27 protein-coding genes, 1 tRNA gene and 1 riboswitch are annotated in these 26,914 nt (G+C 62.5%); of the genes, 20 read left to right on the forward strand and 8 right to left on the reverse strand.

Annotated elements, in window-relative coordinates:
- Positions 1-225: 225 nt before the first annotated feature.
- Positions 226-1,518 carry an MFS transporter gene (locus tag PQR42_RS37065; RefSeq protein WP_408221166.1) on the forward strand — a complete coding sequence of 431 codons (1,293 nt, stop codon included), beginning with the start codon at positions 226-228 and terminating at the stop codon, positions 1,516-1,518.
- Positions 1,519-1,604: 86 nt separating this feature from the next.
- On the opposite strand, the gene PQR42_RS37070 is transcribed toward PQR42_RS37065, so the two are convergent.
- Both PQR42_RS37070 and PQR42_RS37075 read right to left on the reverse strand, forming a co-directional pair.
- Entirely contained in the window at positions 1,605-3,125 is a 1,521-nt protein-coding gene (locus tag PQR42_RS37070) for an amidase (protein ID WP_408390356.1), read from the reverse strand.
- A gap of 266 nt (positions 3,126-3,391) precedes the next feature.
- Complete coding sequence (locus tag PQR42_RS37075; protein ID WP_408219283.1) at positions 3,392-4,090, reverse strand: dienelactone hydrolase family protein; 699 nt, start codon at positions 4,088-4,090, stop codon at positions 3,392-3,394.
- A gap of 254 nt (positions 4,091-4,344) precedes the next feature.
- Between PQR42_RS37075 and PQR42_RS37080 the strand changes: the two genes are divergently transcribed.
- The 3 genes from PQR42_RS37080 to PQR42_RS37090 all read left to right on the forward strand — a co-directional run bounded on the left by PQR42_RS37080 (position 4,345) and on the right by PQR42_RS37090 (position 8,166).
- Positions 4,345-5,448, forward strand: a complete 1,104-nt coding sequence (locus PQR42_RS37080; RefSeq protein ID WP_408390353.1) for an NAD(P)H-dependent flavin oxidoreductase — start codon at positions 4,345-4,347, stop codon at positions 5,446-5,448.
- 423 nt (positions 5,449-5,871) lie between these two features.
- Positions 5,872-7,017 carry a branched-chain amino acid ABC transporter substrate-binding protein gene (locus tag PQR42_RS37085; protein ID WP_408219277.1) on the forward strand — a complete coding sequence of 382 codons (1,146 nt, stop codon included), beginning with the start codon at positions 5,872-5,874 and terminating at the stop codon, positions 7,015-7,017.
- 132 nt (positions 7,018-7,149) lie between these two features.
- Entirely contained in the window at positions 7,150-8,166 is a 1,017-nt protein-coding gene (locus PQR42_RS37090) for a cupin-like domain-containing protein (protein WP_408390350.1), read from the forward strand.
- Between the two features lie 21 nt (positions 8,167-8,187).
- On the opposite strand, the gene PQR42_RS37095 is transcribed toward PQR42_RS37090, so the two are convergent.
- Positions 8,188-9,399: an MFS transporter gene (locus PQR42_RS37095; RefSeq protein ID WP_408390347.1), complete on the reverse strand. Its 1,212-nt coding sequence runs from the start codon at positions 9,397-9,399 to the stop codon at positions 8,188-8,190.
- A gap of 212 nt (positions 9,400-9,611) precedes the next feature.
- Here PQR42_RS37095 and PQR42_RS37100 point away from each other — a divergent pair, with 212 nt between their 5' ends.
- The 3 genes from PQR42_RS37100 to PQR42_RS37110 all read left to right on the forward strand — a co-directional run bounded on the left by PQR42_RS37100 (position 9,612) and on the right by PQR42_RS37110 (position 12,537).
- Positions 9,612-10,274 carry a HugZ family pyridoxamine 5'-phosphate oxidase gene (locus PQR42_RS37100; RefSeq protein ID WP_408219267.1) on the forward strand — a complete coding sequence of 221 codons (663 nt, stop codon included), beginning with the start codon at positions 9,612-9,614 and terminating at the stop codon, positions 10,272-10,274.
- A gap of 399 nt (positions 10,275-10,673) precedes the next feature.
- On the forward strand, positions 10,674-10,976 hold the full coding sequence (locus PQR42_RS37105; protein WP_132376344.1) for an H-NS histone family protein: 303 nt from the start codon (positions 10,674-10,676) through the stop codon (positions 10,974-10,976).
- A gap of 307 nt (positions 10,977-11,283) precedes the next feature.
- Positions 11,284-12,537 (forward strand): cation diffusion facilitator family transporter, encoded by a 1,254-nt coding sequence (locus tag PQR42_RS37110; RefSeq protein ID WP_408390344.1) that lies wholly within the window; start codon positions 11,284-11,286, stop codon positions 12,535-12,537.
- Between the two features lie 47 nt (positions 12,538-12,584).
- On the opposite strand, the gene PQR42_RS37115 is transcribed toward PQR42_RS37110, so the two are convergent.
- The 3 genes from PQR42_RS37115 to PQR42_RS37125 all read right to left on the reverse strand — a co-directional run bounded on the left by PQR42_RS37115 (position 12,585) and on the right by PQR42_RS37125 (position 14,404).
- Positions 12,585-13,043: an Lrp/AsnC family transcriptional regulator gene (locus tag PQR42_RS37115; RefSeq protein ID WP_012431468.1), complete on the reverse strand. Its 459-nt coding sequence runs from the start codon at positions 13,041-13,043 to the stop codon at positions 12,585-12,587.
- 90 nt (positions 13,044-13,133) lie between these two features.
- Positions 13,134-13,763, reverse strand: a complete 630-nt coding sequence (locus tag PQR42_RS37120; RefSeq protein ID WP_408219263.1) for a 3'-5' exonuclease family protein — start codon at positions 13,761-13,763, stop codon at positions 13,134-13,136.
- The gene (locus PQR42_RS37125; RefSeq protein WP_408219261.1) at positions 13,760-14,404 is read right to left on the reverse strand and encodes an MBL fold metallo-hydrolase; all 645 of its coding nucleotides are present in this window, start codon (positions 14,402-14,404) and stop codon (positions 13,760-13,762) included. Before PQR42_RS37125 ends, PQR42_RS37120 begins: the two co-directional genes overlap by 4 nt.
- On the opposite strand from PQR42_RS37125, the gene PQR42_RS37130 reads away from it, so the two are divergent.
- Both PQR42_RS37130 and PQR42_RS37135 read left to right on the forward strand, forming a co-directional pair.
- Positions 14,403-14,894: a hypothetical protein gene (locus PQR42_RS37130; RefSeq protein WP_408219258.1), complete on the forward strand. Its 492-nt coding sequence runs from the start codon at positions 14,403-14,405 to the stop codon at positions 14,892-14,894. The two genes, PQR42_RS37125 and PQR42_RS37130, sit on opposite strands and share 2 nt — an antisense overlap.
- A 147-nt stretch (positions 14,895-15,041) precedes the next feature.
- Positions 15,042-15,644: a septal ring lytic transglycosylase RlpA family protein gene (locus tag PQR42_RS37135; RefSeq protein WP_408219255.1), complete on the forward strand. Its 603-nt coding sequence runs from the start codon at positions 15,042-15,044 to the stop codon at positions 15,642-15,644.
- Positions 15,645-15,771: 127 nt separating this feature from the next.
- Here PQR42_RS37135 and rsmI read toward each other — a convergent pair whose 3' ends face one another.
- Positions 15,772-16,650 carry a 16S rRNA (cytidine(1402)-2'-O)-methyltransferase gene (gene rsmI, locus PQR42_RS37140; protein WP_408390341.1) on the reverse strand — a complete coding sequence of 293 codons (879 nt, stop codon included), beginning with the start codon at positions 16,648-16,650 and terminating at the stop codon, positions 15,772-15,774.
- Here rsmI and PQR42_RS37145 point away from each other — a divergent pair.
- The 7 genes from PQR42_RS37145 (at position 16,649) to PQR42_RS37175 (ending at position 20,567) form a co-directional block, all read left to right on the forward strand.
- Entirely contained in the window at positions 16,649-17,152 is a 504-nt protein-coding gene (locus tag PQR42_RS37145) for a YraN family protein (protein WP_408495124.1), read from the forward strand. The genes rsmI and PQR42_RS37145 overlap by 2 nt on opposite strands.
- A 217-nt stretch (positions 17,153-17,369) precedes the next feature.
- The gene (locus PQR42_RS37150; RefSeq protein ID WP_408219246.1) at positions 17,370-17,957 is read left to right on the forward strand and encodes a phosphoheptose isomerase; all 588 of its coding nucleotides are present in this window, start codon (positions 17,370-17,372) and stop codon (positions 17,955-17,957) included.
- Positions 17,958-17,983: 26 nt separating this feature from the next.
- Positions 17,984-18,778, forward strand: a complete 795-nt coding sequence (locus PQR42_RS37155) for a BON domain-containing protein (protein WP_408390338.1) — start codon at positions 17,984-17,986, stop codon at positions 18,776-18,778.
- A complete protein-coding gene (locus PQR42_RS37160) occupies positions 18,775-19,125 on the forward strand; it encodes a c-type cytochrome (protein ID WP_408219240.1) in 351 nt (116 codons plus the stop codon). Before PQR42_RS37155 ends, PQR42_RS37160 begins: the two co-directional genes overlap by 4 nt.
- A gap of 76 nt (positions 19,126-19,201) precedes the next feature.
- Positions 19,202-19,277, forward strand: a tRNA-Ala gene (locus PQR42_RS37165).
- A gap of 338 nt (positions 19,278-19,615) precedes the next feature.
- A riboswitch (SAM-I-IV-variant riboswitch) is annotated at positions 19,616-19,720 on the forward strand.
- A 28-nt stretch (positions 19,721-19,748) separates the two neighbouring features.
- Positions 19,749-20,177, forward strand: coding sequence for a DUF3293 domain-containing protein (locus PQR42_RS37170; RefSeq protein ID WP_408219237.1), 429 nt, complete (start codon positions 19,749-19,751; stop codon positions 20,175-20,177).
- Positions 20,178-20,429: 252 nt separating this feature from the next.
- Positions 20,430-20,567 (forward strand): hypothetical protein, encoded by a 138-nt coding sequence (locus PQR42_RS37175; protein WP_408392290.1) that lies wholly within the window; start codon positions 20,430-20,432, stop codon positions 20,565-20,567.
- A gap of 114 nt (positions 20,568-20,681) precedes the next feature.
- Here PQR42_RS37175 and PQR42_RS37180 read toward each other — a convergent pair whose 3' ends face one another.
- Complete coding sequence (locus tag PQR42_RS37180) at positions 20,682-22,355, reverse strand: methyl-accepting chemotaxis protein (protein WP_408392294.1); 1,674 nt, start codon at positions 22,353-22,355, stop codon at positions 20,682-20,684.
- Between the two features lie 462 nt (positions 22,356-22,817).
- Here PQR42_RS37180 and PQR42_RS37185 point away from each other — a divergent pair, with 462 nt between their 5' ends.
- The 4 genes from PQR42_RS37185 (at position 22,818) to PQR42_RS37200 (ending at position 26,865) form a co-directional block, all read left to right on the forward strand.
- Positions 22,818-23,390, forward strand: a complete 573-nt coding sequence (locus PQR42_RS37185) for a TetR/AcrR family transcriptional regulator (RefSeq protein WP_408392287.1) — start codon at positions 22,818-22,820, stop codon at positions 23,388-23,390.
- A 57-nt stretch (positions 23,391-23,447) separates the two neighbouring features.
- A complete protein-coding gene (locus tag PQR42_RS37190) occupies positions 23,448-24,323 on the forward strand; it encodes an SDR family NAD(P)-dependent oxidoreductase (protein WP_408392284.1) in 876 nt (291 codons plus the stop codon).
- Positions 24,324-24,465: 142 nt separating this feature from the next.
- Positions 24,466-25,167 carry an NAD(P)H-binding protein gene (locus tag PQR42_RS37195; RefSeq protein ID WP_408392282.1) on the forward strand — a complete coding sequence of 234 codons (702 nt, stop codon included), beginning with the start codon at positions 24,466-24,468 and terminating at the stop codon, positions 25,165-25,167.
- A gap of 165 nt (positions 25,168-25,332) precedes the next feature.
- Positions 25,333-26,865 carry a sensor domain-containing diguanylate cyclase gene (locus PQR42_RS37200; protein WP_408219222.1) on the forward strand — a complete coding sequence of 511 codons (1,533 nt, stop codon included), beginning with the start codon at positions 25,333-25,335 and terminating at the stop codon, positions 26,863-26,865.
- Positions 26,866-26,914 lie beyond the last annotated feature (49 nt).

The following is a 26,914-nucleotide window of genomic DNA, read 5'->3' on the forward strand; positions in this document are numbered from 1 at the left end:
TGCGCGAAACGCGCCGCAACATGGCGGTGCGCATTCGAAGTGCCCTCATTCAGGCGTCTGCCACCCCGCGCGGCAGACGCCTTTTTGCTGCTTGAAAACCGCTTGTACGCTCTTTACACTCCAAGGCGACCTCTACGGCTCGCGCTCTTTTTTCTCGCTCGCGCTAATACGGCATTGCACTAAAACGACGCACCACAGGATACTTTTGGCAGGCTGGAGATTCGAATGAAACCAGCGTCAAGGAGCCTTCATACGCGAGCCGTCGTCGCGGCTGTGATCGGCAATGCACTCGAGTGGTACGACTTCACCGTGTTCGGTTTTCTGACGGTGGTCATCGCGCAGTTGTTCTTCCCGGCCAGCAGCGACTATTCGTCGTTGCTCCTCGCTACCGCGACGTTCGGCGTCGCTTTCGTCATGCGGCCGATCGGCGGCATCGTACTCGGACTCTACGCGGATCGCGCGGGACGCAAGGCGGCGTTGTCGCTCGTCATCGCGCTGATGACGCTCGGCATTCTGGTGCTGGCGATCGCACCGCCGTATTCGGCGATCGGCATCGGCGCGCCGTTGATGATCGTAGTCGGACGCTCGCTGCAAGGCTTTTCCGCCGGCGGCGAGTTCGGCAGTTCGACGGCGTTGCTGATCGAAGCGGCGCCGTTTTCGAAGCGCGGCTTCTACGGCAGTTGGCAGATGGCGAGCCAGGCGGCGGCGCTGCTGCTCGGCGCACTAGTGGGCGCGTTGATCACGCGCGGACTGTCGCCCGAGGCGTTGAAATCCTGGGGCTGGCGAGTGCCGTTCATTCTGGGTTTGATCATCGGGCCGATCGGTTTTTATATCCGCCGGCATCTCGCGGATTCGGAAGCGTTTCTACTCGCGCAAAAAACCGCGCGGCGCGCGACGCTCGGCGAAGTCTTCCGGACTCACACCCGCGACGTGCTCTGCGGACTCGGCTCGGTGATCGCGCTCACGGTGACGATCTATGTGCTGATCAGCTATCTGCCGACCTTCGCGGTCAATCAACTGAAATTGCCCTACGCGCAATCCTTTTACGCGGTGATCGTCGGCAATCTGCTGTTGACGGTGCTGTCGCCATTGACCGGCGCATGGTCGGACCGGATCGGGCGCAAGGGGCTGTCGCTGTGGTCGCTGGTGATCACGCTCGTGATCATTTATCCGCTGTTCGCGTGGCTCGCGGCGGAGCCGAGCGTGTCGAAACTGATTCTGGTGCAGGCGCTGCTGTCGATCACGCTGTCCGGCTATTACGGACCGTTCGGCGCGCTGATCGCGGAGCTGTTTCCGGCGAACGTGCGCTCGACCGGTTTATCGCTGGCCTACAACATCGCGGTGATGGTGTTCGGCGGCTTCGGGCCGTTCGTCGTGACGTGGCTCATCAACACTACCGGCTCGCCGCTCGCGCCGACTTACTACGTGATGGGTGGACTGGCGCTATCGATCGTCGCGGTCGCCTGCATTCCGGGCAAGCGCCACGCGGATCTCGACGCGCATCGCAAACCGGCCTGAACGGCGGCGGGTTTTAGTCAGGCTTTGATGCCGGCAGCGAGCCATTGCCGCTACTTCGTTGAGATACCTTCTCCCATACCGCTCGTCTAGTTGCGTGCCTGTATCAACGGCGGCCGTTTGTCGAACCACGGCCGTGCCGTTTCGAGCTGCGCGGCCAGACGCAGAAGCGTCGCCTCGCCGCCGTCGCGCGCGGCGAATTGCACGCCGATCGGCAGCCCGCGCGCATTCCAGTAAAGCGGCACCGACATCGCCGGCTGGCCACTCAGATTGAACAATTCCGTGCAACCGGCCCAAGTAAACGCCTTGTTCGACGCCTCCATCAGCACCTTTTTCATCAGCGCTTCGAGCGGCATGGCGGTGACGGCGCGCATCTGCATGCGTTCAGCCGACGTGGGATGCATCTCGCCGATCTTGATCGGCGGCGCGGCGAGCGTGGCGCACAGAATCACATCGTAGCGATTCAGCAGATCGGTGAGCCGCGCGGTGATGCGGCGCTGTTCCTCGAGCGCGGCGGGCAGGCCGCGTTCACCGAGTTTGCGGCCCACATGCGCCATCGCCCACGTCGAAATTTCGAATTCGGCGCGTAGCGGTTTGCGGCCGCTGATGCGCTCGGCATTCAGCACCAGATCTTCCGCCGTCACGGACCAGAGCGTGAGGAACGCGTGGCGAACCGCCGCGAAGTCGATGCCGAGCGACACCGGCTCGATGTTATGGCCGAGCGAGCTGGCGAGTTGCGCAGCGTCTTCGAGCGCGGCGCGCGCGTCGGCGGAAAGCGACGGCGCGAGCATCGGCTCAGTGACGTACGCAATATTCAGCGGCTTGCACGGCTCGCGGCTCGCGCTCAGAAACGTGCCCGGCGCGCCGAGCGGCCGGTCGGCATTGCCGCCAAGCAGATCGAGCAGCAACGCACTGTCGCGCACACTGCGCGACACCGCATGATCGACGCCGAGTTCGCCGGCCTCAGCCTGCGCGGTCGCACGCGGCACACGTCCGCGTGAAGGTTTCAGGCCGAAGAGTCCGCAGCATGACGCCGGAATGCGGATCGAGCCGCCGCCGTCCGACGCATGCGCGAGCGGCACGATGCCGGCGGCAACCGCCGCCGCCGCGCCACCGCTCGAACCGCCAGGCGTATGGTCGAGATTCCATGGATTGCGGCACGCGCCGAACAGTTCGGGCTCCGTATAAGGCATCTGGCCGAGCTCGGACGTGCTGGTCTTGGCGAAGATGTTGAGGCCGGCCGCTTTCGCCAGCGCGACCACTGGCGCGTCTTCGGTGGGAATGAAATGGCGGTAGTGGCGGCTGCCCATGGCCATGCGCAGTCCGGCGACCGGCGCGCCGAGGTCCTTGATCAGATAGGGCACGCCGGCCAGTGCTGTTTGCGCGCTGACGCCATCGGCGTTGTTTGCACCGTTCGCCCGACTCGCGTCGTCACGTGAAGCGCGTTGACGGGCTGCATCGTAGTCCTTCAGGACAATCGCATTGATCGCGGGGTTGACGGCTTCGGTGCGTGAAATCGCGATGTCGAGCAACTCGCGCGCGCTTGCTTCGCGCTTGCGTACCAGTTCGGCGAGGCCGGTGGCGTCATGGGCGAGATAGTCTGAATGCACGACGGATGAGCCCTCACTATCGAGTGTTGAATCGGCCGGCGCTCCATGCGCGCGATGAACCGCGCCGCGAGGTTTCGTCGCCCGGATTGATTGCCGCACATGGAAAAGACGGCGTGCCACTGACACGCCGTCTTTGAGAGAGTAACTGAGTTATGCGCGCCAGTTACTGACGCACATGAAAAGCGCCAACAAAAAGGCGCAATTGACGCGTGCAGATAAGCGACGCGAATCGCGGCACAAATCAGCGCGCGAATTAAAACCGCGCGTTACAGACGTTCGCCGAGGAACGTCAGCGTGCGGCCATGCGCCAACGCGGCGGCGCGCTGGTTATACGATGCGCGGTCCGAACAGTTGAAGCCGTGATCGGCGTTCGGATAGATGTGGAATTCGGCGTCGGTGCGGCCGGCGAAGCGTTCCTGAATCTGACCGACGGCCGACACCGGGATATGCGCGTCGAGTTCGCCGTAGTGGAACTGCATCGGCACCTTGATCTTCGCGGCTTCGTCGAGCTGGTTCTGGATGCCGCCGCCGTAGTAGGCGACCGCGCCGTCGAGCGTGCCTTGCGCCGCCGCCAGATACGCGAGCCGGCCGCCGAAGCAGAAGCCGATTGCCGCGATCTTGCCGGTCACTTCCGGCATGGCGCGCAGCGCGGCGGCGGCTGCGCCGATATCGGCCACGGCTTCGTCGACCTTGAGTTTCTGCATCAACTCGATACCCTTCTCGCGATCGGCGCCGTCATACGTCAATTCCACGCGCGGTTGCACGCGCCAGAACACGTCCGGTGCAAGCGCGACGTAGCCGTCTTGCGCGTACTGATCCGCGACCGAACGGATATGGCTGTTCACGCCGAAGATTTCCTGAATGATGATGACGGCCGGTCCCTTGCCGCCTTTGGGCAACGCCAGGTAGCCGCCGAAACTGTCGTTACCGGCGGGAATGTCGATCCATCGGGAAGTGGTGCTCATGTTGCTCTCCATTGACTCGCGCGCGGCTCGCGCGAGGTCGGTCCGAGTGAAGGCCAGAGGCCTGAATGCCTGAAGCGGGGCGGTCAGTTTGCCACCAAAAGAAACGCCGTGCAGCGCGGCTCCGTGAGGCGGAAATCTCGTAAGGCGATTGAAACGTTCTCGATAATTCATTTTTCCCGCGCGGGCCGCCTCGGTACATTGAAGCGTGTTGGCTCGCTCACATGGCGAGCGCATTGACGGGAAAGGAATCCATCATGAGTGAAGGCAGTTTTGTGACGCCGTTTGCGGAGCGTTTCGGGTTGCGTGTGCCGGTCGTCCAGGCGCCGATGGCGGGCGGCGCGACGACGCCGGCAATGGTGGCCGCGGTATCGAATGCCGGTGGTCTCGGTTTTCTGGCGGGCGCGGCGCTCTCGCCCGAGAAGATCGCGAGCGAAGTCGCGGCGATTCGCGCGCTGACGGATCGTCCGTTCGGCGTGAATCTGTTCGTGCTCGCGCCGGCCACGCCGGACGACGCGACCGTGCGTACCGCGCTCGAAGCTATCGATCCCTTGCGCCACGACCTCGGTTTGCCGCCGGGCGCTCCACTCGCACGCTACGCGCCGGATTTCCGCGGGCAACTGGACATGCTGATCGAATTGCGCGTGCCGCTCGCGAGTTTCACATTCGGATTGCTCCCGGCCGACGAGGTCGCCCGGCTGCACGCCAACGGTCTATATGTCATCGGCACCGCGACGCATGCCGCCGAAGGCGTGGCCTGGCGCGACGCGGGCGCCGATGCGATTGCCGCGCAAGGCGCGGAGGCGGGCGCGCATCGCGGTACATTCATCGGCGCATTCGAAGACGCGCTGGTCGGCACGATGGCGCTCGTGCCGCAGCTCGTCGACGCGACCGGGCTGCCGGTGCTCGCGGCAGGCGGCATCATGGACGGACGCGGCATCGTCGCGGCGCTCGCGCTCGGCGCGCAAGCCGCGGTGATGGGCACCGCGTTTCTCACTTGTCACGAGAGCGCGATCCCGCAGGTATGGAAAACCCGCGTGCGGTCCACGTCCGACACGTCGACTTCGGTCACGCGCGCGATCACCGGCCGCCATGCGCGCGGCATACGCAATCCATTGATGCAGCGTTTGAGCGAAGCGGCGCAGAAGATCGCGCCGTATCCGGTGCAAAACGCGTTGACGCAGGAGCTGCGGCAAGCCGCGAGCCGCGCGGAAAACGGCGACTATCTCTCGCTATGGTCAGGTCAGGGCGCGCCTTTGGGCCGCGCCCGCCGCGAAGGTCTCGGCGCCGCCGAACTGATGGGCCAACTCGAACACGAATGGCGCGAGGCAACGGCGCGCATCGCCGCGTTCAAACGCTGATTCAGCACGATCCGGACGGGGTCCGGACGTGCCTCCTTTTCAAGCACGAAGCCTATTCGGATGATTAACGGTTTAACACGCTAAAAGCTTTAGGCCATGCTGTTAGACGAAAGCCTCACATAGCGGAAACCCGCATGGGCTGGTGCTTTCCAGTCACTCTCTCCAGCCGGAATCAGCGCCTGTTGGATAAACGCTATTAGTGTTCATCCCACTTCCTCAAAAAAGCCCCACAAATTAATTTGATGGCCTACACTTGCGCGCAAGTACGGTTTGCCGCCTGCCACAAACAGTCCGGCGAGCGTGCTGGCCAAGTGCATGAACGATGCAACCGGCGTGGTCGTCCACGGGACTGAGCGACACGTGTTGGGGAAGCGGGGGCACAGGGCGATTACGTTGTTTTTGGGACCGAAACTGGAGACTTACATGAACATCAAGATTCAAAAGCTGTTGCCGATCAGCGCTGCGGCGATGCTGTTCGCGACGTTGGCAACTTCGGCTGCAGCCGACACGGTCGTCAAGATCGGTCACGTTGCACCGCTGACCGGCGGTATCGCTCACCTGGGTAAAGACAACGAAAACGGCGCGCGCCTGGCAGTTGAAGAAATCAACGCCAAGGGCCTGACGATCGGTGGCCAGAAAATCACGCTGCAACTCGATCCGCAAGACGACGCAGCCGACCCGCGCACGGCAACTCAAGTCGCGCAGAAGCTGGTCGACGATAAGGTCGTCGCAGTGGTGGGCCACTTGAATTCGGGCACGTCGATCCCGGCTTCGAAGATCTATAGCGATGCTGGCATCGTGCAGATCTCGCCGTCGGCAACGAACCCGGCCTACACGCAACAAGGTTTCAAGACGACGTACCGCGTCGTGGCGACCGATGCGCAACAAGGTCCGGCACTGGCTAACTACGCAGCGAAGGGTCTGAAAGTGAAGAGCGTCGCGATCGTCGACGACTCGACCGCTTATGGCCAGGGTCTGGCAAACGAATTCGAAAAGACCGCCAAGTCGCTGGGCCTGAACGTGATGTCGCATGACGCGACGAACGACAAGGCTGTCGACTTCCGCGCGATTCTGACGAAGATCAAGGGCGAAAACCCGGACGCGATCATGTACGGCGGCATGGACGCCACCGGCGGCCCGTTCGCCAAGCAAGCCAAGCAGCTCGGCCTGCGCGCGAAGGTGCTGGCAGGCGACGGCGTGTGTACCGACAAGCTGTCGGACCTGGCTGGCGACGCAACCGACAACATCGTCTGCTCGGAAGCCGGTATGGCGCTCGAGAAGATGTCTGGCGGCTCGGCGTTCCTCGCCAAGTATCAGAAGCGTTTCGGTCAGCCGATCCAGATCTACGCTCCGTTCACGTATGACGCTGTGTACATCATCGTCGACGCTATGAAGCGTTCGAACTCGACCGATCCGGCGAAGATCCTGGCAGCGATGCCGAGCACGGATTACAAGGGTGTGATCGGCGAAACCACGTTCGACTCGAAGGGCGACCTTCAACACGGCGTGATCTCGCTGTACAACTACAAGGCAGGCAAGAAGACGCTGCTCGACGTAGTGAAGATGTAACAACCGCGTGACCGAAGGCAGTATGTTGTCTGTCTTCGGTTGCAGGGAAAAAAGGCACGCGCGCCGCGAGGTTCGCGTGCCTTTTCTTTTGCCGTTTTTCTTTGCGGATCCGCATCGCTCGGAGAGAATGCCGTGACCACTGTGACCCGTTCGTTCGACGACGCGTGGCGCCGCTGGATTGCCGAGAATCTGCTGCTCGACGCACCGTCGTCCGCGGTGCATGGCGCTCTGGTCGGCCACGGTTTCGCCGCAGCCGATGCCACGCGAGAAATCGATGCGGCGCTCGCGAGTCCTTATTTTCACGGCGCAACGCGTCTGCGCAATCGTTTGCGTAAGCGCGAATGGATCTTGTCAGTGTACGGCGAGCTCAATCGCATGCGCGCGACGAGCGGCGTAATCGAACGGCGCGAACGTTTATCGCGCGACGTGTTCTTTGAGCAGTACTACTTTCAGAACCGGCCGGTGATCATCACCGGAGCATTCGATTTCTGGCCTGCGCGTTCGCGGTGGACGTGGGATTACTTTCGCGAGCGGTGCGGCGATTGTGAAGTGGAAGTGCAGTTCGGCCGTGAATCGGACGCGAATTACGAAATCAATCAGCTCACGCTCAGGCGCATGATGCGCTTTGCCGATTATGTCGATCTCGTCGAGCAGAGCGGACCGACTAACGATTTCTACATGACCGCCAATAACACCTCGCACAATCGCGCGGCGCTTGCGGCGTTATGGTCCGATGTGCCGCCAATCGACGAATATCTCGACGCCGCGTCGCCCGACACCGGTTTCTTCTGGATGGGGCCGGCTGGAACAAAGACGCCGTTTCACCACGACCTGACCAACAACTTCATGGCGCAGGTGATCGGCCGCAAACAGATCAAACTCGTGCCGCTGTCCGATACGCCGCATATGGCCAACCATCTGCATTGCTATTCGCAAGTGGACGGCGGCGCGATCGACTACGACAGTTTCCCGTCGATGCGGCAAGCGCGGTTGATCGAATGCACGCTCGCGCCCGGTGAATTGCTGTTTCTGCCGATCGGCTGGTGGCATTACGTGGAAGGACTCGACGCATCGGCGACGATGACGTTCACGAATTTTCTCCGCGGTAACGACTTCTCGCGTCACTACGATACTTATCACGAACTGTGACGGGCGCGGCGCGCCTTCGCGTCAGATCTTCAAACGCCGCAGCACCTTCGGACCGACGAGCGCGATCAACGCGGAACAGATGGCCACCACCGACAACCCAATCGGCAAACTGGTCACCTGCGTCACCGCGCCGATGATCACCGGCCCGAGCAGCAGCCCGAAGTACGCCAACCCGGCAACGTGCGCGAGTCCTTCCGCCGCATGAATGCCTTTGACGTTCGCCGCCGCCGCGAACAGCACAGGCATCATGTTCGCCAGACCGAGACCCATCAGCGTGAAGCCGATCAGCGCAACAACCGGATTCGGCAGCAACAGCGCGCCGACCATCCCGACGCAAGCGAGCGTCGCGCTTGCCATGACCAGTTGCGGCGCGCCGAAGCGGGCGCGCACTGCGTCGCCGGCAAACCGCGCGGCCGCCATGCCGCCCGAGAACGCCGCGTAGGCCGCGCTCGCGAGCGCGGGCGTGGCCAGCACGACGTCGCGCATATAGACGGTGGCCCAGTCGTACATCGCGCCTTCCGCGATTAGCGCGACCAGCGCCATCGCGCCGAGCGCCCACAACGCCGGCGAGCGCCAGCGATTCGCACGCGGCGTGGCGGAATCGGGATGATCGGCGTGCGGCACGTGCGGCAGCACGGAAGGACAGGCGGCGATCAGCACGAGCGCGCTGACCGCGGCAGCCAGCACGAGGTGCACCGCCGGCGCCATGCCGCGCGACAGCAGCGCGCCGCCGACCGCCGCACCGAACATCCCGCCGACGCTGAACATGCCGTGCAACGACGACATGATCGGCTTGCCGAGCGCTTTCTCGACGGCGCTGGCCTCGGCGTTCATCGCGACATCGAGCGTGGCCATGCCGGCGCCGAAGGTGGCCAGCACGACCAGCAGCAGCCAGTAAGTGGGCACGACCAGAATCAGCGCGGCGCACACGGCCATCACGAGACCGCCGGTGAGGCACGCGCGGCGCGTGCCGACCCGCGCGATCCACGACGCATTGGCCGCCATCGCGCCGATCGAGCCGCCCGCCACGGCCAGCAGCGCAAAGGAGAGCAACGCAGCGTTCAGATGGAAACGGTCGCGCACCGTCGGTACGTGCACTCCCCACGACGCGTACATCATGCCGGCGATGAAAAACACCGCCATCGTGGCGATACGGGCTCGCTGCCGGGCGGTATCGGACAGGTCGCGGTGAGCGGCGGGGAGGGCGGCGAATTTGGAGGAGCGGTCTGACACGGAAATCTCGTGGAGGGTGATGCGGGAGAAAGCAGCGGAGGAAAGCACGTTGAAAGCGAATTTCCGATTCTAACGAAGCGGGCTGTCTTATGCTTGGAAGGCCGAGTCCGTACATTTGCGCTTGTTCGGCTCGGACATGACAGGCATTGGGCGTTGTGGTCTGCTGGCCGGTCTTTTTGTGATTCGACGCTCATCTATCGAGGAACGCGCACTTGAATATTCCCGCTCACGCTCCGCTACATCTGCTGCACACAGCCGCTGTCGGCACGCTCGCCACTCACGCGCGCCAGCCGGAGGGTTTCCCTTATCCGTCCGTGCTGCCGTTCGCACCGGACCCGCAGCATCGTCCGACGATCCTCGTAAGCCGGCTCGCCGAGCATACCCATAACCTGCACGCCGACCCGCGCGCCGGTTTTCTGGCCGTCGACGCCCCCGACGGCGACGTGCTGAGCGGCCAGCGCGTCACCTTGCTAGGCACCTTCGAACCGGTCGACTCGACGCCCGAGGTGGTGCAGCGCTATCTGCGCTATCACCCGGACGCGGAGCGCTACCTTGTGCTCGGCGATTTCACGTTCTGGGCAATGAGGCTTGAGCGGCTGCGTTATATCGGCGGCTTCGGCGCAATGGGATGGCTCGCCGGCGCCGAACTCGATCCATTGCCGCCACTCGGTTTCGATGAAGAGAACGCGCTGATCGCGCAATTCGCTAGCCATTCCGGGAGCAAGGGCGAATTTCAACTGCTCGGTGTCGATCGATATGGCGCCGATCTGAAACTGAACGGTGGGCGCAGCCGTTTTGTCTTCGACGACGCCAAACTCAATACCAAAACCTTGCACGCGGCGCTTGAAGATTGCATGCAGCGCTACATGAAATAGTTTTTTTACCGTGCCGTTCGGGGAAACACTCATGCGTAATAACAGCGCAGAACGCCTGTCGCAATATGTTACGACGTTTCATGTTAAAGCTCTCATGGCGTGAAATGTTGATGCCAAATCTCGATCTTAATTTTCATTTTTTGATAGTTAATCCCATAATTACTGATGCCGACTGCGTTTTTCAGCAAAATGCGAAATCAGCTATTTGAAAGGGAGCGGTGTAACGCGGTGGCGGATGGAAATTTTTTGAAACGAATTGGGATTAATTTAACACGCGCGCTTTTGTAATCTTTCTATTTTGTGTTAATCTCGCCATCAAATTCCGAGGCATGATCCACCTTCAAAGGGCAAGCTGGCTTAAGACTGGCAGTCATTTAATCCAAACCACAAAGGGAACCTATGTCTTCCTACAAGGAACTACTCGCTCAACGCGAGAAGCTCGAAAAGCAGATCGAAGAAGCGAAGTCGCGTGAATACGCTGAAGTGTTGAATGAGATCAAGCAGAAAATGACCGACTACGGCATTTCTCTGACAGAACTCGGTGGTGGTCGTGCCGCCAAGGGTGCTAAAGCCGCGCGTCCGCGCGCAGGTGTCGCACCGAAGTATCGCGACCCGGATAGCGGCAGCACGTGGTCTGGCCGTGGCAAGCCGCCGCGCTGGATCGCAGGTCTGGATCGCGAGAAGTTTCTGATCCAGAAGTAATGCTTTGGCCAGCAGCTTTTGCCCGCAGGTAATGCTTCTGGCCGTCAAGTAATACGAATAGCTTCAATCAGATGCACTTATCGCGTCTGCCGTTGCAAGAGAGAACCGCGTACCGTCGAGGACGCGGTTTTTTATTGCCCGTCCAAAGCCGTGGTTTTTTGTCGCATGAACTCCGCCCAACTTGAACGCGAATGCTTTTCGTTTAGATAAGCGGCTGATTTAAAAGGAATTTTTTTAGGCGTCTCCAGCGCGTTTCGAGATGCGCCGGGTAGAATGCAGGGATTGAACTTTTCATTTCGCTTCAGAGATGCCTGCCGCCGCCGCTGCCCAATCCGCCGAAAAACATCGCGTTGCGCGCAAAAGTACCTTTGTCAGTATTGCGCTCAATACAGTGTTGATGACGCTGCAAATCGTCATCGGTGTGTTTGCTCACTCGCAGGCATTGGTCGCCGACGGTGTCCATTCCCTCGCCGATCTGATTTCCGATTTTGTCGTGCTGATTGCCAATCGGCACAGCGGCGCAAAGCCCGACGCGGATCACAATTACGGGCATAGCCGCTATGAAACTGTGGCGTCGTTATTTTTGGGCGCGCTTCTGATCGCGGTGGGCGTCGGCATGTTGTGGCGGGCCGGTACGCGTCTCGCCGATTTGCAAAACATCCCCGCCGTGCATATGAGCGCGCTCGCGGTCGCGGTGCTGGTTCTGATTTCCAAAGAGAGTTTGTTTCGCTACATGCTGCGCGAAGCGCAACGCGTGCGATCCGCCATGTTGATCGCGAATGCGTGGCACGCGCGCTCCGATGCGGCGTCGTCGTTGGTGGTCGCGATCGGTATTGTCGGCAGCCTCGCCGGCGTGCGCCTGCTCGATCCGATTGCCGCGGCGATCGTCGGCTTCATGGTGGCGCGGATGGGCTGGATGTTCGGCTGGGACGCGCTGCAGGATCTTTCCGACCGCGCGCTCGACGACGCGGCCACCGCCGACATGCGCGCGCTACTGCTCTCGACGCCCGGCGTGCGCGACGTGCACGAAATGCGCACGCGCAAGATGGGCGACTTCGCGCTCGTCGACGCGCACATTCTGGTCGATCCGTTGATTTCGGTATCGGAAGGGCACTACATCGCCGAGTCGGCGCGTTCGCGCGTGTTGACGGACAACCGCGTGCTCGACGCGTTGATTCATGTCGATCCCGAGAACGATGCGCTTGCGCATCCGCCCGTCGATCTGCCTACGCGCGAGCGGGTAATCGCCGAAGTGAACGCCGCATTGGCGCCTCACGGCATCAAGGCAGCGGCGGTGAATATCCACTACCTGAGCACGGGACTGGATGTCGAAGTGGTACTGCCGGATGCACCGTCATCGCGCGCGTTGGACAGCGAAACGCAACGGCTCGGGCGGGTGGATTTGGCGGCGCTCAAGGCGCGCGTGGGCGCGCGCAGAGTGGACCTGTTACAAGCGCTGGGCGCGGTGTCGGCCGAAGCCGATCCGGCGACGCTCGGCCCAAAGGCCGGCGGGGCCCTTGAAGAACGTACGAAGGCGACAGAACCGCATAGCGCCACCTGATACCGCGCGTGCATGCTGCTGCGTGGCGGCGCCGAGCCGTCGATGGATCACAGCGGCAATTGCGTATCGAACTTGATTTCGCGCAGCACGACGCTCGTGCGAACCTGCGCGACGGCGGGAATCTTGAAGATGCGTTCGTGCAGAAAGCTGTCGTACGCCTTGATGTCCGGTGCGACGATCTTGAGAATGTAGTCGGATTCGCCGGTCGTGCTGTAGCACTCGGTGACTTCCGGGCAGGTAGCGATTTCCCGCTCGAACTGTTCCACGCCGCCTTCGGTGTGCCGCGTGAGGTGAATATGCGCGAGGGCGCACACGTGCAGCCCAAGCTTTTCCCGATCCAGCAGCGCCGTGTAGCGCTGGATGACCCCCGACTGTTCCATGTCCTTAATACGACGCCAGCATGGCGTGCTCGACAGGCCGACCTGGTCGGAAATTTCTTGCACCGAGCGGCGTGCGTCGAGCTGCAAAAGGCGCAGGATTTTTTGAGAGAACGTATCGAGTGTCAACTGCGCCTCCGTTTGCGTCGCCGTATCAACGCATGGTAGAGGGCGCGAAAACGAAACGCAATGTAAAACGGTCCCAGCGAGGGAGATTACCTAATTTGCCGGTTCCTCGGTGGTGTTTTGTCCTGTGCCGTCCCCATCTTTACCGGCTGCCAGCGTGATCGCCTGACTTGCGCGCAGATCCTTCAACATGTTGCAGAAAAGCGCGCCTTGTTCGATCGCGTCGTCCAGCGCGACATGCGTGTGCGGATGTTCATCGAACCAGTGTTTGGGAAAGCGCGGCTTGATGTTCTTGCGATACGGCAAGCCGGTCATGGCGAACGCCAGCGTCTTGATGTCGAGCGCCGACCAGGAAAACGGACAGCGGCCGACAAACCGCATCATGTACCAGAACATATAAGTGAAGTCGAAGCCGGCCGGCATGGCAACGAACACTGGTTTGCCAGGCAAGGCTTCCACCCAGTCGACATACGCCGTCAACGCGGCTTGAGGTGTCTGCAAGTCCTTGCGGCAGGCTTCCCATGCTTCGGGCTGCGTCTTCCACCACGCTTCCTGCACGGGATGCGCCTTGGCTCCCTCGAGCAACTCGAGATTCGCCGAGAAGGTGGCGATCAGCTGCTTGTCTTCGGTGTAAGCGGCGGAGGCGAAACTGAGCATGGAATGCGGACCGGGAATCGGGCCGTCCGCTTCGACATCGGTGCTCACGTAGATTTCGCTGCTCATGCCTCGACTCCGTCGGCGACGTACGGATTGGTGCGGCGTTCAGCGCCGAACGTCGAAGTGGGACCGTGGCCCGGAACGAAGGTGATGTCGTCGCCGAGCGGCCAGAGTTTTTCGCGGATCGAGCGAACCAGATCCGCATGATTGCCGCGCGGAAAATCCGTGCGCCCGATCGAGCCGGCGAACAGCACGTCGCCCACCAGCGCGAGCCGATGCGCGCGGCTGAAGAACACCACGTGGCCCGGCGTGTGGCCCGGGCAATGGTAGACCTCGAGCGTTTCGTCGCCGAATTGCACGGTCTCGCCGTTCTGCAACCAGCGATCCGGTTCGAACGCTTCGGCGGCCGGAAAGCCGAAGCGCGTGCTTTGATCCGGCAGCTTGTCGAGCCAGAAGTGTTCGTCGGGATGCGGGCCTTCGATCGGCACGCCGTAGTGCGTGGCCAGCGTCTTCGCGCCCGCGCAGTGATCGATGTGGCCGTGTGTGAGAAAAACTTTTTCGACCGTCACGTTCTGCCGCGCGATTTCGCCCTGGATGATGTCGAGGTCGCCGCCCGGATCGACGACGGCCGCGCGTCCGGTTGCCTCGCAAACGAGCAGCGAGCTGTTCTGCTGGAACGGCGTGACGGGGATCAAGGTGACTTTCATGGATGACGGCGCCGCTGGAAAAACGTTGATTGTACCGGCGTCTCGCGCATGCTCGCCGAGGGCGCTGAAGCCCGGCGCAGCGGGCTTTGGCCTGCTCATTTTTGCAGCAGGAGTGAAAATTCATCAAGGTTTTCAGTCGCTTGCCATCCCAGAATTCTGTTTTAGGTATAATGCACTCCATGCACAGGGAATTGTGCATGCCACAAGGCGATGCGTCCCCATCAAAAATGGGCGCGCGGATTGCCACTCAAGTATGGGCTGTCGCACTTTTGGACGGCCATCAAGTATCGATGCTTTCGATGCACACGTCTTGCCCAGCCAGGCGCCGCGCGCCTGCTACGGACTTAACTGCCGTGACGCTGGGTGGGGCCTACGCCGCCGTTCCTGCGCGCTGAGTTTCGCGCGCAAGAACGTGTTTGCCACGTTCGATGGCGGCATGTGGGGTCTGGTCAGGCTGCCGGGGACAGGTTGCGCCAGACGTGAAAATTAACCGTGCGGTAGCGGCTGAGTGAGCCGCATCCGGGCTTTGACGTACTGCGCTCGTCTGCGCGGCGCGTTGTCGTCCATTGCCGCCGGAGTCGCAGGCAACACGCTCAACTTTCGCGTGATGCGGCTCGACAATGTGATTGCACGTCTTATGAAAACTCGGTTATCCCGTGGTCTGGGGACTCTTTTTGCCTTTTTTGTGCTGGCGGGTTGCGCCACGCCTCCGGGCGCTGGCAACACGTCGGAAAGCGGCGTGCCGCAAAGCACGAAATTGACGCAAGCGGGCTCCTTCGGGCCGCAAGCTTTCGGTAGCGCGCCGGACTCCGACGCGACCGCCAAGAGCTCTTCGCTGGCCGACGCAAAGCCTCTCACGGATGAAGGTTCCGGCATTTCGGACTTTCATCAGACCGGCCGCGCTTCGTGGTACGGCCGCGGCTTCCATGGCCGCCGTACCGCCAACGGCGAACGCTACGACATGCACGCGCTGACCGCGGCGCATCGTACGTTGCCGCTGGGCTCCTATGTGCGCGTGACCAATCCGGCCACGTCGCGCTCGGTCGTCGTGCGTATCAACGACCGTGGTCCTTATGCACGTGGCCGCGTGATCGATCTGTCCATGGCTGCCGCGTCCGTGCTCGACATGCGCCACGCCGGTACGGCGCGGGTGCAGATCGAAGGTCTGACGCAGCAGGAAGCACGTGACGCGCGCAATGAAATGCTGGCTTCGAACTCGGATTCGAGCGCCCAGAAGTGATGTAACGGCGGCGAGCGCGGGTCAGGCGCGCTCCTCGTAGCGCCGCGCAGCACGGCGGCCGCTTGGGTTGTGTCCGCAGAAAAACGAAGGGCCGCATCGCGCGGCCCTTTTCGTTTGTCCGTCAGTTTTACTCTTCGTCTTTCTTCAGCGCCAAGGCGCGCGTGTACAGCGCGTTGCGCGATGCTCCGGTGATGGCCGCCGCCACTTTGGCCGCGCTGCTCACCGTCAACTCCTCCAGCAGAATGCCTAGCAGCGCGTCGTGATCGTGTTCGCCGACGGCTTCCGGCTGCGCGCCTTCCACCACCAGCACGAATTCGCCACGTTGCCGGTTCGGATCGGCGGCGAGCCACGCTGGCCCTTCGGCCAGGGTGCCGCGATGCAGCGCTTCATGTAACTTCGTCAATTCCCGTGCGATGAGCAGCTTGCGCTCGCCGCCGAATGCGTCGGCCAGCGCCTGCACCGTTTCGACGATCCGATGCGGCGCTTCGTAGAACACCATCGCGTGAGGATGGGTCGCGAGCGGCTGCAGCGCCGCGGCGCGGGCTTTTGCCTTCGGCGGCAGGAAGCCGAGGAAGGAGAACGTCGCGACCCAGTCGCCGGCGGCGCTCAACGCAGTCGCGAGCGCGCTTGCGCCGGGAAGGGGAATGACGGGAAATCCGGCTTCACGGACCGCGTCGACGAGTTTCGCGCCGGGGTCCGAGATGCCGGGCGTGCCCGCGTCGGACACGTAGGCCACGCGTTCGCCCGCTTGCAGATGTTCGATCAGACGCAGTGCCGCGGCCCGTTCGTTGTGCTGGTGCACGGCGACGAGCGGCTTCGAGATGCCGTAGCGCGCGAGCAACTGACCGGTGTTGCGGGTGTCTTCGGCGGCGATACGATCCACCAGTCCGAGTACATGCAGCGCGCGCAGCGTGACGTCGGCGATGTTGCCGATCGGCGTGGCCACCACATACAGCGCGGCGGTGGGGTACTGCTGCCCTTGCGCGAGTTCGGAGAGAGGAGTCATGAGGCAGAAGACACAAACAGACGGAACGAGGCCGCCATTGTGCCACGCAGTGTCACGCGGCCCGCGCGGCGGCCCGGCCGTGAGCGCGGCGGCGCCGATCGGTGCCTGCGCCACGCCGCACAACTTTTCGGGACGCGCCGGGTCCAAACTCGTCGGCGCGGCTTTCGAGGCGCGTGCGCAGGAATTTTTGCAGCGCCAGCGTCTGCGGTTCGTCGCGCGCAATGTGTCGTGCCGCGGCGGCGAGATCGATCTGGTGATGCGCGAGCGTGACGGCGCGCTGGTGTTCGTCGAAGTCCGCGCGCGTGCGCAGCGCCGATATGGTGGCGCCGCGGCGAGTATCGGCTGGCAGAAGAAGCAGCGCATCGTACGCGCCGCGCAGCATTTTCTGGTGACCCGTGCCTCGCGCTGGCAGGATCAACCCGCTTGCCGGTTCGACGTGATTGCGTTCGAAGCCGGCCGGCTCGTGTGGTTGCGCGACGCGTTCCGTGCCGACGAAGTCTGACGCCGCGTGCGGAGAACGCGCGTGAGTGCGATAAACTTGCGCTCGCGTGCAGGCCACGGGGAAACGTCGGCAACGCAGGAAGCAGCGCAATTTGCAGTGATTTTGCGGGCATGCACCGCGTTGTTGGCCAGGTTCATCGGAGCGGCACGACTTCGCAATACGACTTCACAACACGGCCGCGCAGTGCGGTCCATTCGCGGTAGAAGATAGAGACTCGATGTCAGTCGAACGCATTCAACAACACTTCCGCGACAGCGCGGCAGTCAAACTCGAAGCCCTCGAAACCCTGTCGATGCCGATCGCCGCTGCGATCGACACGATGTTCGCCGCGCTCGCCAACGGCAATCGCATTCTCGCGTGTGGCAACGGCGGCTCGGCGGCCGACGCGCAACACTTCGCCGCCGAACTGATCGGCCGCTTCGAGCGCGAGAGGCCGGGCTTGCCGGCGATCGCGCTGACCACTGACACGTCAGTGTTGACCGCCATCGCCAATGACTATTCGTTCGAGCAGATTTTCTCGAAGCAGGTCTGGGCGCTCGGCCAGCCGGGCGACGTGCTGCTGGCGATCACCACGTCCGGCAATTCCGCCAACGTGCTCGCCGCGATCGAGGCCGCGCACGAGCGCGAAATGATCGTGGTCGCGTTGACCGGCAAGGGCGGCGGACGCATGCAGGAAGTATTGAGCGATACCGATATCCATGTATGCGTGCCGTCGGATCGCACCGCGCGTATTCAGGAAGTGCATTTGCTGACCATCCATTGTCTGTGCGACGGCATCGATGCCATGTTGCTGGGCGAAGACTGAGACTGATTCCGAAGGAGAGCTAGTTGATGAGCGTATTCCGCGTCAAGAAGACACTGGTGAGAACCGTGCTGGTGGTTGGGTTCGCGGCGGGGCTGTCCGCAACGTTGCAGGGTTGCTTTCTCGCCGTTGCCGGCGCGGCGGGCGGCGGCGCGCTGGTGGCGACCGACCGGCGCACGCTCGGCGCGCAGACCGAGGATCGCGAGTTGCAGGTGAAGGCGCTCTCGCAGATCAGCCAGAACTTGCCCGACAACGCGCACGTCAACGTGGCGGTGTTCAACCGCCGCGTGCTGCTGACCGGCGAAGTGGCGGGGGACGTGTCGAAGCAACGCGCGGAGACCATCGTGCGCGGCCTGAACAACGTCAGCACGATTGTCAACGAACTGACTATCATGCCGGCCAGCTCGTTCTCGTCACGCACCAATGACACTTACCTGGAGACGCGTGTGAAGACCGCGCTGATCGCCGAGAAGAACATTTCGGCGAACAACTTCAAGGTGGTGGCCGAGCGTGGCTCGGTGTATCTGATGGGCCTCGTCACCATGGACGAAGGCAATCGCGGCGCCGACGTCGCGAGCCGTGTGCCGGGCGTGGTGCAGGTGGTGAAGGTGTTCCAGTACATCCAGCCGGCGGAAGCCGCGGCGGCTGCCGCCGCAGCGGGGACGGCGCCCGTGGCGGCTTCGCAACCGGACGCGAATGCGGCGACCGTTGGCGCTATTCCTGATTCGTCGGTGAGTTCGCGGCCGCTCGAACAGCAGGCGCCCGCGCCGGTCACCAATTCGAACGCCGTGCATCCGGGTAATCCGAAGGCGACGGCGCCATGATGCGGGGTGTTGCCGTCGCAGTAGGCGCGCTGATGCTTGGCGCGCTGGCGGGTGTTGTCGCACCGGCTGCGCGTGCCGCCGATGCGCCGCGTGGCCAACTGGTCGCCAACGCGAATGCCTGCATGGGATGTCACGCGGTGGATCGCAAACTGGTCGGCCCATCGTTCCAGCAGGTCGCCGCGAAGTACAAGGGCGATGCGCAAGCGCCGGCGAAATTGTCGCGCAAGGTGAAGGATGGCGGCTCCGGCGTGTGGGGCATGATTCCGATGCCCGCGCATCAATCGATGAGCGATGCGGATATTCGTTCGGTGGTGGACTGGGTGCTTGCTGGCGCGCCGTCGAAGTGATGGTTTGCTGCCGTTTTTCTGGGGCCAGCGGGCTTGGCAAAACGGAAAATGCTTGTGCTAGAATTGTTTGCACGTTGGGGGGGTAGCTCAGCTGGGAGAGCGTCGCGTTCGCAATGCGAAGGTCGGGAGTTCGATCCTCCTCCTCTCCACCACGAAGTTCTTAAGAAACAACGCACTACGTCTCGCGATGTAGTGCGTTGTTTTGCATTCTGGCCCACGTTTTTGCGCGTCGAATGGCTGGCAGATTTGTGGCTACGCTTGGCGCCACGCGGCTCGCATGAGCGTCCGTCCATGGCACCACACTGCCGAAGCGTGGGGAAGTCGAATCTTAAGCTCTGCGCGCTGGGCCAACACCTCGAGACCACGATGCCCGGACGTTGCCTCAAGCCGCAATCAGGACGACAAAAGCGCAGCTCCAACCAGTCGGCCACACCCAAGAATCGCCATCTCCGCGCCACCTTGACAACCGCGCCCCGCACATGCTCCAATCCACGCACATTTTGAATTGGGTCGACGCCCAAGCCAACCTGCCTCCCGGGCAAGGTGGATCGCGAAAGCGGATGTGGCTCCCGAGTGAGCAATCAAACGGGTAAAGCGTCGACCCTCCTTGAACGGAGGGTTTTTTGTTTTCTGACTCAGACATTCCCCGCGAGACGATCCAGGCCTATCTGGAAACGCACTACCGTGTTCACGGCGACAAGCCCACCACATTAAAGATCGGCGAAAACAACCCGACGCTGGCAACGCTGCACGAAGCTCATCACACCGAGTGCAGTGCATTCATCACCGCCTGCAATCCCTTCAGCCAGAACGCTAGCGACGAGTTCAATGCCGCCAGACAACAGGCGCTCGCCAAGGAGTTCAAGCAGCTTGGCCTGACCTTTATCGACGGCATCGGTCAACATCCATCGAACAATTGGCCTGGCGAAGCGAGCTTCCTTGTATTGGGACTCTCGCTTGAGGCTGCAAAGACACTCGGCACCCGGTATGGTCAGAACGCCATCGTCTGGTCAGGCGCTGACGCCACACCTCAGCTTGTCCTGTTGCGATGAATCGTTGTTGATTCGACTCGGCTGGTTCGCCGCCCTACACGGCATCATGCGCACCTAAACATCAATAACTTGAGGATACGTTGGTACTGCCGCACGTATCCATCGTCCTACAGTCGGGGCGAGCAAACTTGTCGATCGGAAATGTCTTTACTGAACTGAGGCTACACACCGAATTCAACGCCGAACCGGCGGTCTCGTTGGCGATGCCGTCGGCGTTGGCTATGAATTTCGTCCGCGCTCTGGAGGCTACATATGACCCAATCGCTGGAGCAGATCCATCAGGAACTGGAGCAAACGCCTCAGCCGCAACTCAAGGTGGCATCTCTCGAGCGCGTATACGCCCCGGGACCGTTCGCGTGCGACGTGTCCGAGGCGGATCGCAGGTGGTAACGCACTGCGTTCGTGCGTTGCCGGCCTAAGCGTGTCGCCTAAGCCGCTTTGCTTCACGAAACATGCCTGGTTCGAGCGCCGCCATACGAGCACGGCGCTCGAGAAGAAACAAACTCAAAACTTATCCCACCCATCTTCCGCACCGACCGCTGCCGTCGCCAATGCGGCAACCGGCGCAGCCGTCGCGCGCGCAGTACGCCGCACAGGCGCGACGTGCAGTTCACGCCGCGGCGTCTCCTTATGCAGCGGACCCGCAGAAACAAAACCCGCACCACCACCACTCAAAATCTGAAAGAACGCCACGGCCTCATTCAACTGCTGCCCCTGATCTTCCATCGACCGCGAAGCCGCCGCCGCTTCTTCCACCAAAGCGGCATTCTGTTGCGTGACGTTATCCATCTGCGTGATCGCGAGATTGACCTGCTCGATGCCACGGCTTTGTTCACTCGATGCCGCCGCGATCTCCGACATGATGTCCGTCACCCGCGTCACCGCCAGGGTGACTTCGGCCATCGTCTTGCCCGCTTCGCCCGCAAGCGCCGAGCCGTCGCGGATCTTGTCCACGGACGTGGCAATCAGATCCTTGATCTCCTTCGCCGCGCTCGATGAGCGCTGCGCCAGGCTTCTGACTTCGCTCGCCACCACCGCGAAACCGCGGCCCTGCTCACCGGCGCGCGCGGCTTCGACGGCCGCGTTGAGCGCGAGAATGTTCGTCTGGAACGCAATGCCTTCGATGATGCCCGTGATGTCCGCGATCTTGGTCGAGCTATCGCTGATGTCGTGCATCGTGCTCACCACCTGGCCGACCACCTCGCTGCCTTTCTGCGCGACCGACGAAGCATTCGCGGCCAGCATGCTGCCTTGCTGCGCATTGTCGGCGTTCTGCTTCACCGTGGACGTGAGTTCTTCCATGCTCGACGCCGTTTCCTGCAGCGACGCCGCCTGTTGTTCGGTGCGCTGGCTCAGGTCCATATTGCCCGCGGCGATCTCGCGCGCCGCGCCGGCGATGCTCGTGCTGCTGTCGCGCACGCGTCCGACGATCGTCGTCAACCGTTCGTTCATCTCGCGCAGGGCGCCCAGCAGCTTGCTGGTTTCATCGCTGCCGTCGACGGTGATGCGCGTGCGCAAATCGCCTTCCGACACGGTACGCGCGACGTCGATCGCCTGGCGCAGCGGTCCGGTCACCGCGCGCGTGATCAGCACGCATGCGCCGATCGCAAGCGCCACCGCGATCAGGCTGATCGCGATCAGCAGATTGCGCTGGTTCTCATAGTGCGCCGCGTACTCGTTGATGATCTGTTCCTGGCGGCCATGCGTGTAGTCGGCATACGCGTTGGTCGCGCGAATCAGCGCGGCGAGCAACGGCCGGCATTGCTCGTCCATCTTGACGATCGCTTCGTCGCGTTTGCTGGTCAGCGCGAGATTGACGATGTCGGTGGCGACCGGTCCATACGACGCCTCCACCCGGTTGATCTCGGCGACGAGACTGCGCGCTTTCTCCGACGTGTCGGTTGCGGTCGCGATCATGTCGTTGAGCTTCTTCAGATCGGTCTGCACATCTTCGTGCGCACGCAGCACATCGGCTTTCTCTATGTCGAGATCCTGAGGTTTGGCCACGAGCACGAGGTTACGCGCGGCGATAGCCCGGCGATCGACCGCGGTTCGCACCTGCACCGCCATGTCCGCGCGAGCGTTGATGCCGTGCACGAAGCTGGAAAATCCATCGGTCGAGTCACTGAGCGCCTTCAGGGAAAGTCCGGAAACCGCGACGACGATAAGGGACAGCATGCCAAAACCGGCAATGAGTTTTGCTTTGATGGTGAGGTGCTTCAGAGTCACGATTTTTTTCTCCAATAACGAAACGTGGATGCGTTCGCAATGGACTCTCAGGTCCGGGCATGGGAGCGTCTATACGACCGCCGTACATCGCGGCGGGCTCGCGCGGTCTATCCCTTCGGTGTCTCACGTCGATGCATGCGTGAAAGCGCATCGGCGTGAGACACAAAATAGGTATCCCATTTACCGGATATCGGTTCGCACGCTCGAGTACTTGAGGTGGATCGGATATATCTTTGTAAGGTTTGCACGCGATGACCGAAGAAAGTGGGATTTCGTGCCAATTGAATATATTTAGGCGCGTGATGAAAGCATCCCGTCGAGCAAGCTATCGAAAACCGCTTGAACGAGCTACTGTTCATGTATATGATTGAGCAATCACTCATTTATTGACCGCAGCAGAACCGAATCCGCATGGCCCGACCCAAGAGCGAAGACAAACGTAACGCCATCCTTGCTGCTGCAGCCGAGGTCATCGCCGAGCAGGGGCTGGGCGCGCCCACCTCGCGCATCGCCAAAGTGGCGGGCGTGGCGGAAGGCACGCTGTTCACGTACTTCGACAACAAGGACGACTTGCTGAACGTCCTGTATCTCGACATCAAGGCCGAACTGCGCGAAGTGATGGTGGCCGGCTATCCGAAGCACGCCAGCGTGCGCGAGCGCGCGCAGCATGTGTGGAACAGGTTCGTAGACTGGGGCGTCGCGCAGCCGAACAAGCGCCGCGCCATGGCTCAACTGGCCGTGTCTGAGCGCTTGACCAACCACACGCGAGCGACGGGCATGCAGTCGTTCGCCGATATCAACGCCATGATTCAGGCAAGCGTGGCGAGCGGCGCGTTGCGGGATCATCCGCCGGCTTTTCTGTCGGCGATCATGGGCGCTTTGGCGGAAACGACCATGGACTTCATCGCTCGGGAACCGGCTGAGGCCGAGCGTTATCGCCAGGCGGGCTTCGACGCGTTCTGGAATGCGATCGCCCGCCACTGAGTTTTTTTGTCGTATTAATGAGTGATTACTTGCTCAACTAATTTCAAGGAGTGCAATATGGCTAAGGTCTGGTTGGTTACCGGCAGTGCGCGTGGACTTGGGCGCGAGATTGTCGAAGCAGCGTTGCAGGCAGGCGAGCAGGTCGTCGCGACCGCGCGCGATCCGCGTCAGTTGGCCGATCTGACTGCGCGTCATGGCGGGCGGGTCCGCGCGGTCGCGCTCGACGTCACGGATTCGCAGGCGGCGCGCCAAGCCGTGCAAGCCGCCGTCGACGCGTTCGGCCGGCTGGACGTGGTGGTCAACAATGCGGGCTTCGGGCATCTGGTGCCGTTCGAGCAAAGCTCCGAGGACGATTTCCGCGCGCAGATCGACACCAACTTCTACGGCGTCGTCAACGTGACGCGCGCGGCCTTGCCGGTGCTGCGAGAGCAGCGCGCCGGGCACATCATCCAGATTTCCTCGGTGGGCGGGCGCGTGGGGATTGCCGGATTGAGCGCTTACCAGGCGGCGAAGTGGGCCGTCGGCGGCTTCACCGAGGTGATCCGGCAGGAGCTCGCGCCGTTCGGCGTCCATGTCACCGCGCTCGAACCGGGCGGCATGAAAACAGAGTGGGGCCTTGAGGCGGCTGGCGCCACGCCGGAATTGTGGCCAGATTACGTGCCGTCGGTCGGTGCCGTAGTGGATATGCTGTCGCAGTACATCGGCCACGAAGCCAGCAATCCGGCGAAGGTCGCGCAAGTGGTCCTCAAGCTCGCTTATCACGATGCTTTGCCAGCGCACCTTTTGTTGGGCACCGACGCATTGCACTACTGTGGAGAAGGCGAGAAGGCGCGCGCGGCTGACGCACAAGCGTGGCGTGCCGTCAGTGAGTCGACGGATTTCTCCGCGCCGTCGCCGCTGCCGGCGTTTCCGGCCGCATCGGCGAAAGCTTGAGCGCCGAGCCGGGCCGAGCCGAGCCGGGCAAGCGGCCCACGGGCCGCAGGCCGCAGGACAAGGCGGTCGCCGCCCGCTTGTGGGCGATATCCGAAGCACTGACTAACGCACGCAGGCCGTGCGCGACCATGGAGCATGCATCATGAAGGTTCTCATTTTTGGCGCGACCGGCATGGTCGGGCAGGGCGTGTTGCGCGAGTGTCTACGCGCACCCGACGTTGAAGCGGTCCAGACGGTCGGCCGCACTCGCACAGGCCAGCTCGATCCACGGCTCATCGAAGTGGTTCAGCCGGACCTGATGGACTATCGCGCGCTGGAAGCGTCGCTCACGGGCTTCGACGCGTGTTTCTTCTGCCTGGGCGTGTCGTCGGTGGGCATGCAGGAAGCGGAGTATTCGCGCCTCACCTACGACCTCACGCTGGCGGCGGCGCAGACGCTCGCCCGTCTCAATCCGCAGATGACCTTCGTCTACGTGTCCGGCGCGAGCACCGACAGCACGGAGCAAGGCCGCAGCATGTGGGCGCGCGTCAAGGGCAAGACTGAGAACGCGTTGCAGCGGCTGCCCTTCAAGGGCGTCTATCTGTTCCGTCCGGGCGTGATTCAACCGCTGAACGGCGCGCGCTCCAAGACCCGCTCGTACCAGCTGTTCTACACACTGGCGCGGCCCGTCCTATCGACGCTGCGTGCGCTTTTCCCCAACCAGATTCTGAGTACCGAAGACATCGGTCTCGCCATGCTGGCGGTCGCCCGCCACGGCGCCGACAAGGCGGTGCTCGAGACCGCCGACATCCGCGCGTTGAGCCGGTCAGCATCCGGGCCCATGCTCGATCTGCATACCGGCTGAGCACGGGCGAGCGGCGTCAAGCTCGCCCACCCGGCAAAAACCCATCTTTTCGTTGATTCGGCGCGGCACATCGTCTGGTACGCTACCGGTTCACGGCGCGCGCCGGTCTGGACGCGGCCCTCTTCTTCACGCGCGTAGGTCAGCGCATGTTTGAACGAAAAGCCCATGGTGACGCGCCGACCGAACATCGTGATTGCGATCAGTATCGTGCTGGCCAGTGCGATCCTTGCGATCGCCGTGTGGGTGCTGGCTCAGATGCGCGACGACGCTTTGCGGCGCGCCCAGGATTCGGTCTTTAACGTCTCGCTGCTGGTCGAGCGCGACGTGTCGCGCAATCTGGAGATTTACGATCTCTCGCTGCGCGCGGTGATCGACGGCCTGAAACAGCCCGGCGTGCTGGACCTGAAGCCGGCCATCCGCCAGATGGTGTTGTTCGACGGCTCGGCGAGCGCCAAAGACTTGGGTTCGATCCTCGTGACCGACGAAGCCGGCAACATCAGGTTCGACTCGCAAGCCTCTCCGCCGCGCCACGTCAATCTCGCCGACCGCGATTACTTCAAGGTGCAGCGGGACTCTCCCAACGTCGGCCTGTACATCAGCCATCCGTTCATGCCGAAGATCAGCGGCAAGGAAGTCAGCATCGCGCTGAGCCGGCGTATCACGCGGCCGGACGGCAGTTTCGGCGGCGTGGTGGCCGGCACTATGCGCCTCACCTATTTCCGCAGCCTGTTCGCCGGCATGAATCTCGGCGCCGGCGGCTCGATGGCGCTGATGCTCAACGACGGCACGATGCTGATGCGGCGTCCTTACGATCCGAAAATCATCGGTATCAATCTGACCGGCACCGCCAATTACTCGCGTTTCACCCAGCAGCCGAGCGGGGACTTCTTCGGCACGGCGGCGATCGACGGCGTCGAGCGCTGGTACGCGTTCCGCCATATCGACATGTATCCGCTGATTCTCGACGTCGCGCTGTCCACGCACGATATCTACGTGGAGTGGCGGCACCGCGCGTGGATCATCGGTTCGCTGATCGCCGCGCTCGACGTGACGATCATCGCGCTGGCGGTGCTGTTCTCGCATCAGTTGCGGCATCGCCGCGCGGCCGAAGAAGAGTTGCGCGTGCTGGCGCGCACCGACGGGCTGACCGGCCTGAACAATCGCCGCACCTTCGAGGAACATGCGGAAGAGGAGTGGCGCCGCGCGCAGCGCAACGCGTGGCCGCTGTCGATGCTGCTGATCGACGTCGACAGTTTCAAGGGCTTCAACGACCTGTACGGCCATTCCGCCGGCGACGACGCGCTCACCGGCGTGGCCCGCTGTATCGCGCAGAGCGTACGGCGTCCGGGCGACACGGCGGCGCGCTACGGCGGCGAAGAGTTCGCCGTGCTGCTGCCGGACACCGACGAAACCGGCGCGGCTTTCATCGCCGAAAAAATTCGCGCTGCGGTTCAGGCACTGCAGCTTCGCCACGTGGCGAGTTCGCATCATGTGCTGACGGTCAGCATCGGCATCGCCACCACGCGAGGCCAGGCATTCGCAACGAGCCGCGCCCTCCTGAATGCCGCCGACGACGCCCTATACGAAGCCAAAGATGCGGGCCGCAATCGCGTGCTGTGCTATCGCACCGTGACGCACGCGTCGCCCCGCGGCGCCGCCACGGTGGCGCCGGGAACCGAAGCGCGGAACTCCGCATGAGGGGTACTGCATAAATTTACCCGGGTAATATGTTGCATTTGAATTTAAC

The sequence above is a fragment of the Paraburkholderia sediminicola genome (assembly GCF_046027355.1).
Lineage (GTDB): Bacteria > Pseudomonadota > Gammaproteobacteria > Burkholderiales > Burkholderiaceae > Paraburkholderia > Paraburkholderia sediminicola_B.

Coding starts and splice junctions, on each gene's coding strand:
- PQR42_RS37110 (WP_408390344.1), top strand. CDS start 11,284: ATGCCTGCCGCCGCCGCTGCCCAATCCGCCGAAAAACATCGCGTTGCG.
- PQR42_RS37190 (WP_408392284.1), top strand. CDS start 23,448: ATGGCTAAGGTCTGGTTGGTTACCGGCAGTGCGCGTGGACTTGGGCGC.
- PQR42_RS37080 (WP_408390353.1), top strand. CDS start 4,345: ATGAGTGAAGGCAGTTTTGTGACGCCGTTTGCGGAGCGTTTCGGGTTG.
- PQR42_RS37160 (WP_408219240.1), top strand. CDS start 18,775: ATGATGCGGGGTGTTGCCGTCGCAGTAGGCGCGCTGATGCTTGGCGCG.
- PQR42_RS37200 (WP_408219222.1), top strand. CDS start 25,333: ATGGTGACGCGCCGACCGAACATCGTGATTGCGATCAGTATCGTGCTG.
- PQR42_RS37145 (WP_408495124.1), top strand. CDS start 16,649: ATGAGGCAGAAGACACAAACAGACGGAACGAGGCCGCCATTGTGCCAC.
- PQR42_RS37135 (WP_408219255.1), top strand. CDS start 15,042: ATGAAAACTCGGTTATCCCGTGGTCTGGGGACTCTTTTTGCCTTTTTT.
- PQR42_RS37085 (WP_408219277.1), top strand. CDS start 5,872: ATGAACATCAAGATTCAAAAGCTGTTGCCGATCAGCGCTGCGGCGATG.
- PQR42_RS37125 (WP_408219261.1), bottom strand. CDS start 14,404: ATGAAAGTCACCTTGATCCCCGTCACGCCGTTCCAGCAGAACAGCTCG.
- PQR42_RS37180 (WP_408392294.1), bottom strand. CDS start 22,355: ATGCTGTCCCTTATCGTCGTCGCGGTTTCCGGACTTTCCCTGAAGGCG.
- PQR42_RS37175 (WP_408392290.1), top strand. CDS start 20,430: ATGACCCAATCGCTGGAGCAGATCCATCAGGAACTGGAGCAAACGCCT.
- PQR42_RS37065 (WP_408221166.1), top strand. CDS start 226: ATGAAACCAGCGTCAAGGAGCCTTCATACGCGAGCCGTCGTCGCGGCT.
- PQR42_RS37185 (WP_408392287.1), top strand. CDS start 22,818: ATGGCCCGACCCAAGAGCGAAGACAAACGTAACGCCATCCTTGCTGCT.
- PQR42_RS37120 (WP_408219263.1), bottom strand. CDS start 13,763: ATGAGCAGCGAAATCTACGTGAGCACCGATGTCGAAGCGGACGGCCCG.
- PQR42_RS37195 (WP_408392282.1), top strand. CDS start 24,466: ATGAAGGTTCTCATTTTTGGCGCGACCGGCATGGTCGGGCAGGGCGTG.
- PQR42_RS37130 (WP_408219258.1), top strand. CDS start 14,403: ATGGATGACGGCGCCGCTGGAAAAACGTTGATTGTACCGGCGTCTCGC.
- PQR42_RS37105 (WP_132376344.1), top strand. CDS start 10,674: ATGTCTTCCTACAAGGAACTACTCGCTCAACGCGAGAAGCTCGAAAAG.
- rsmI (WP_408390341.1), bottom strand. CDS start 16,650: ATGACTCCTCTCTCCGAACTCGCGCAAGGGCAGCAGTACCCCACCGCC.
- PQR42_RS37075 (WP_408219283.1), bottom strand. CDS start 4,090: ATGAGCACCACTTCCCGATGGATCGACATTCCCGCCGGTAACGACAGT.
- PQR42_RS37155 (WP_408390338.1), top strand. CDS start 17,984: ATGAGCGTATTCCGCGTCAAGAAGACACTGGTGAGAACCGTGCTGGTG.
- PQR42_RS37150 (WP_408219246.1), top strand. CDS start 17,370: ATGTCAGTCGAACGCATTCAACAACACTTCCGCGACAGCGCGGCAGTC.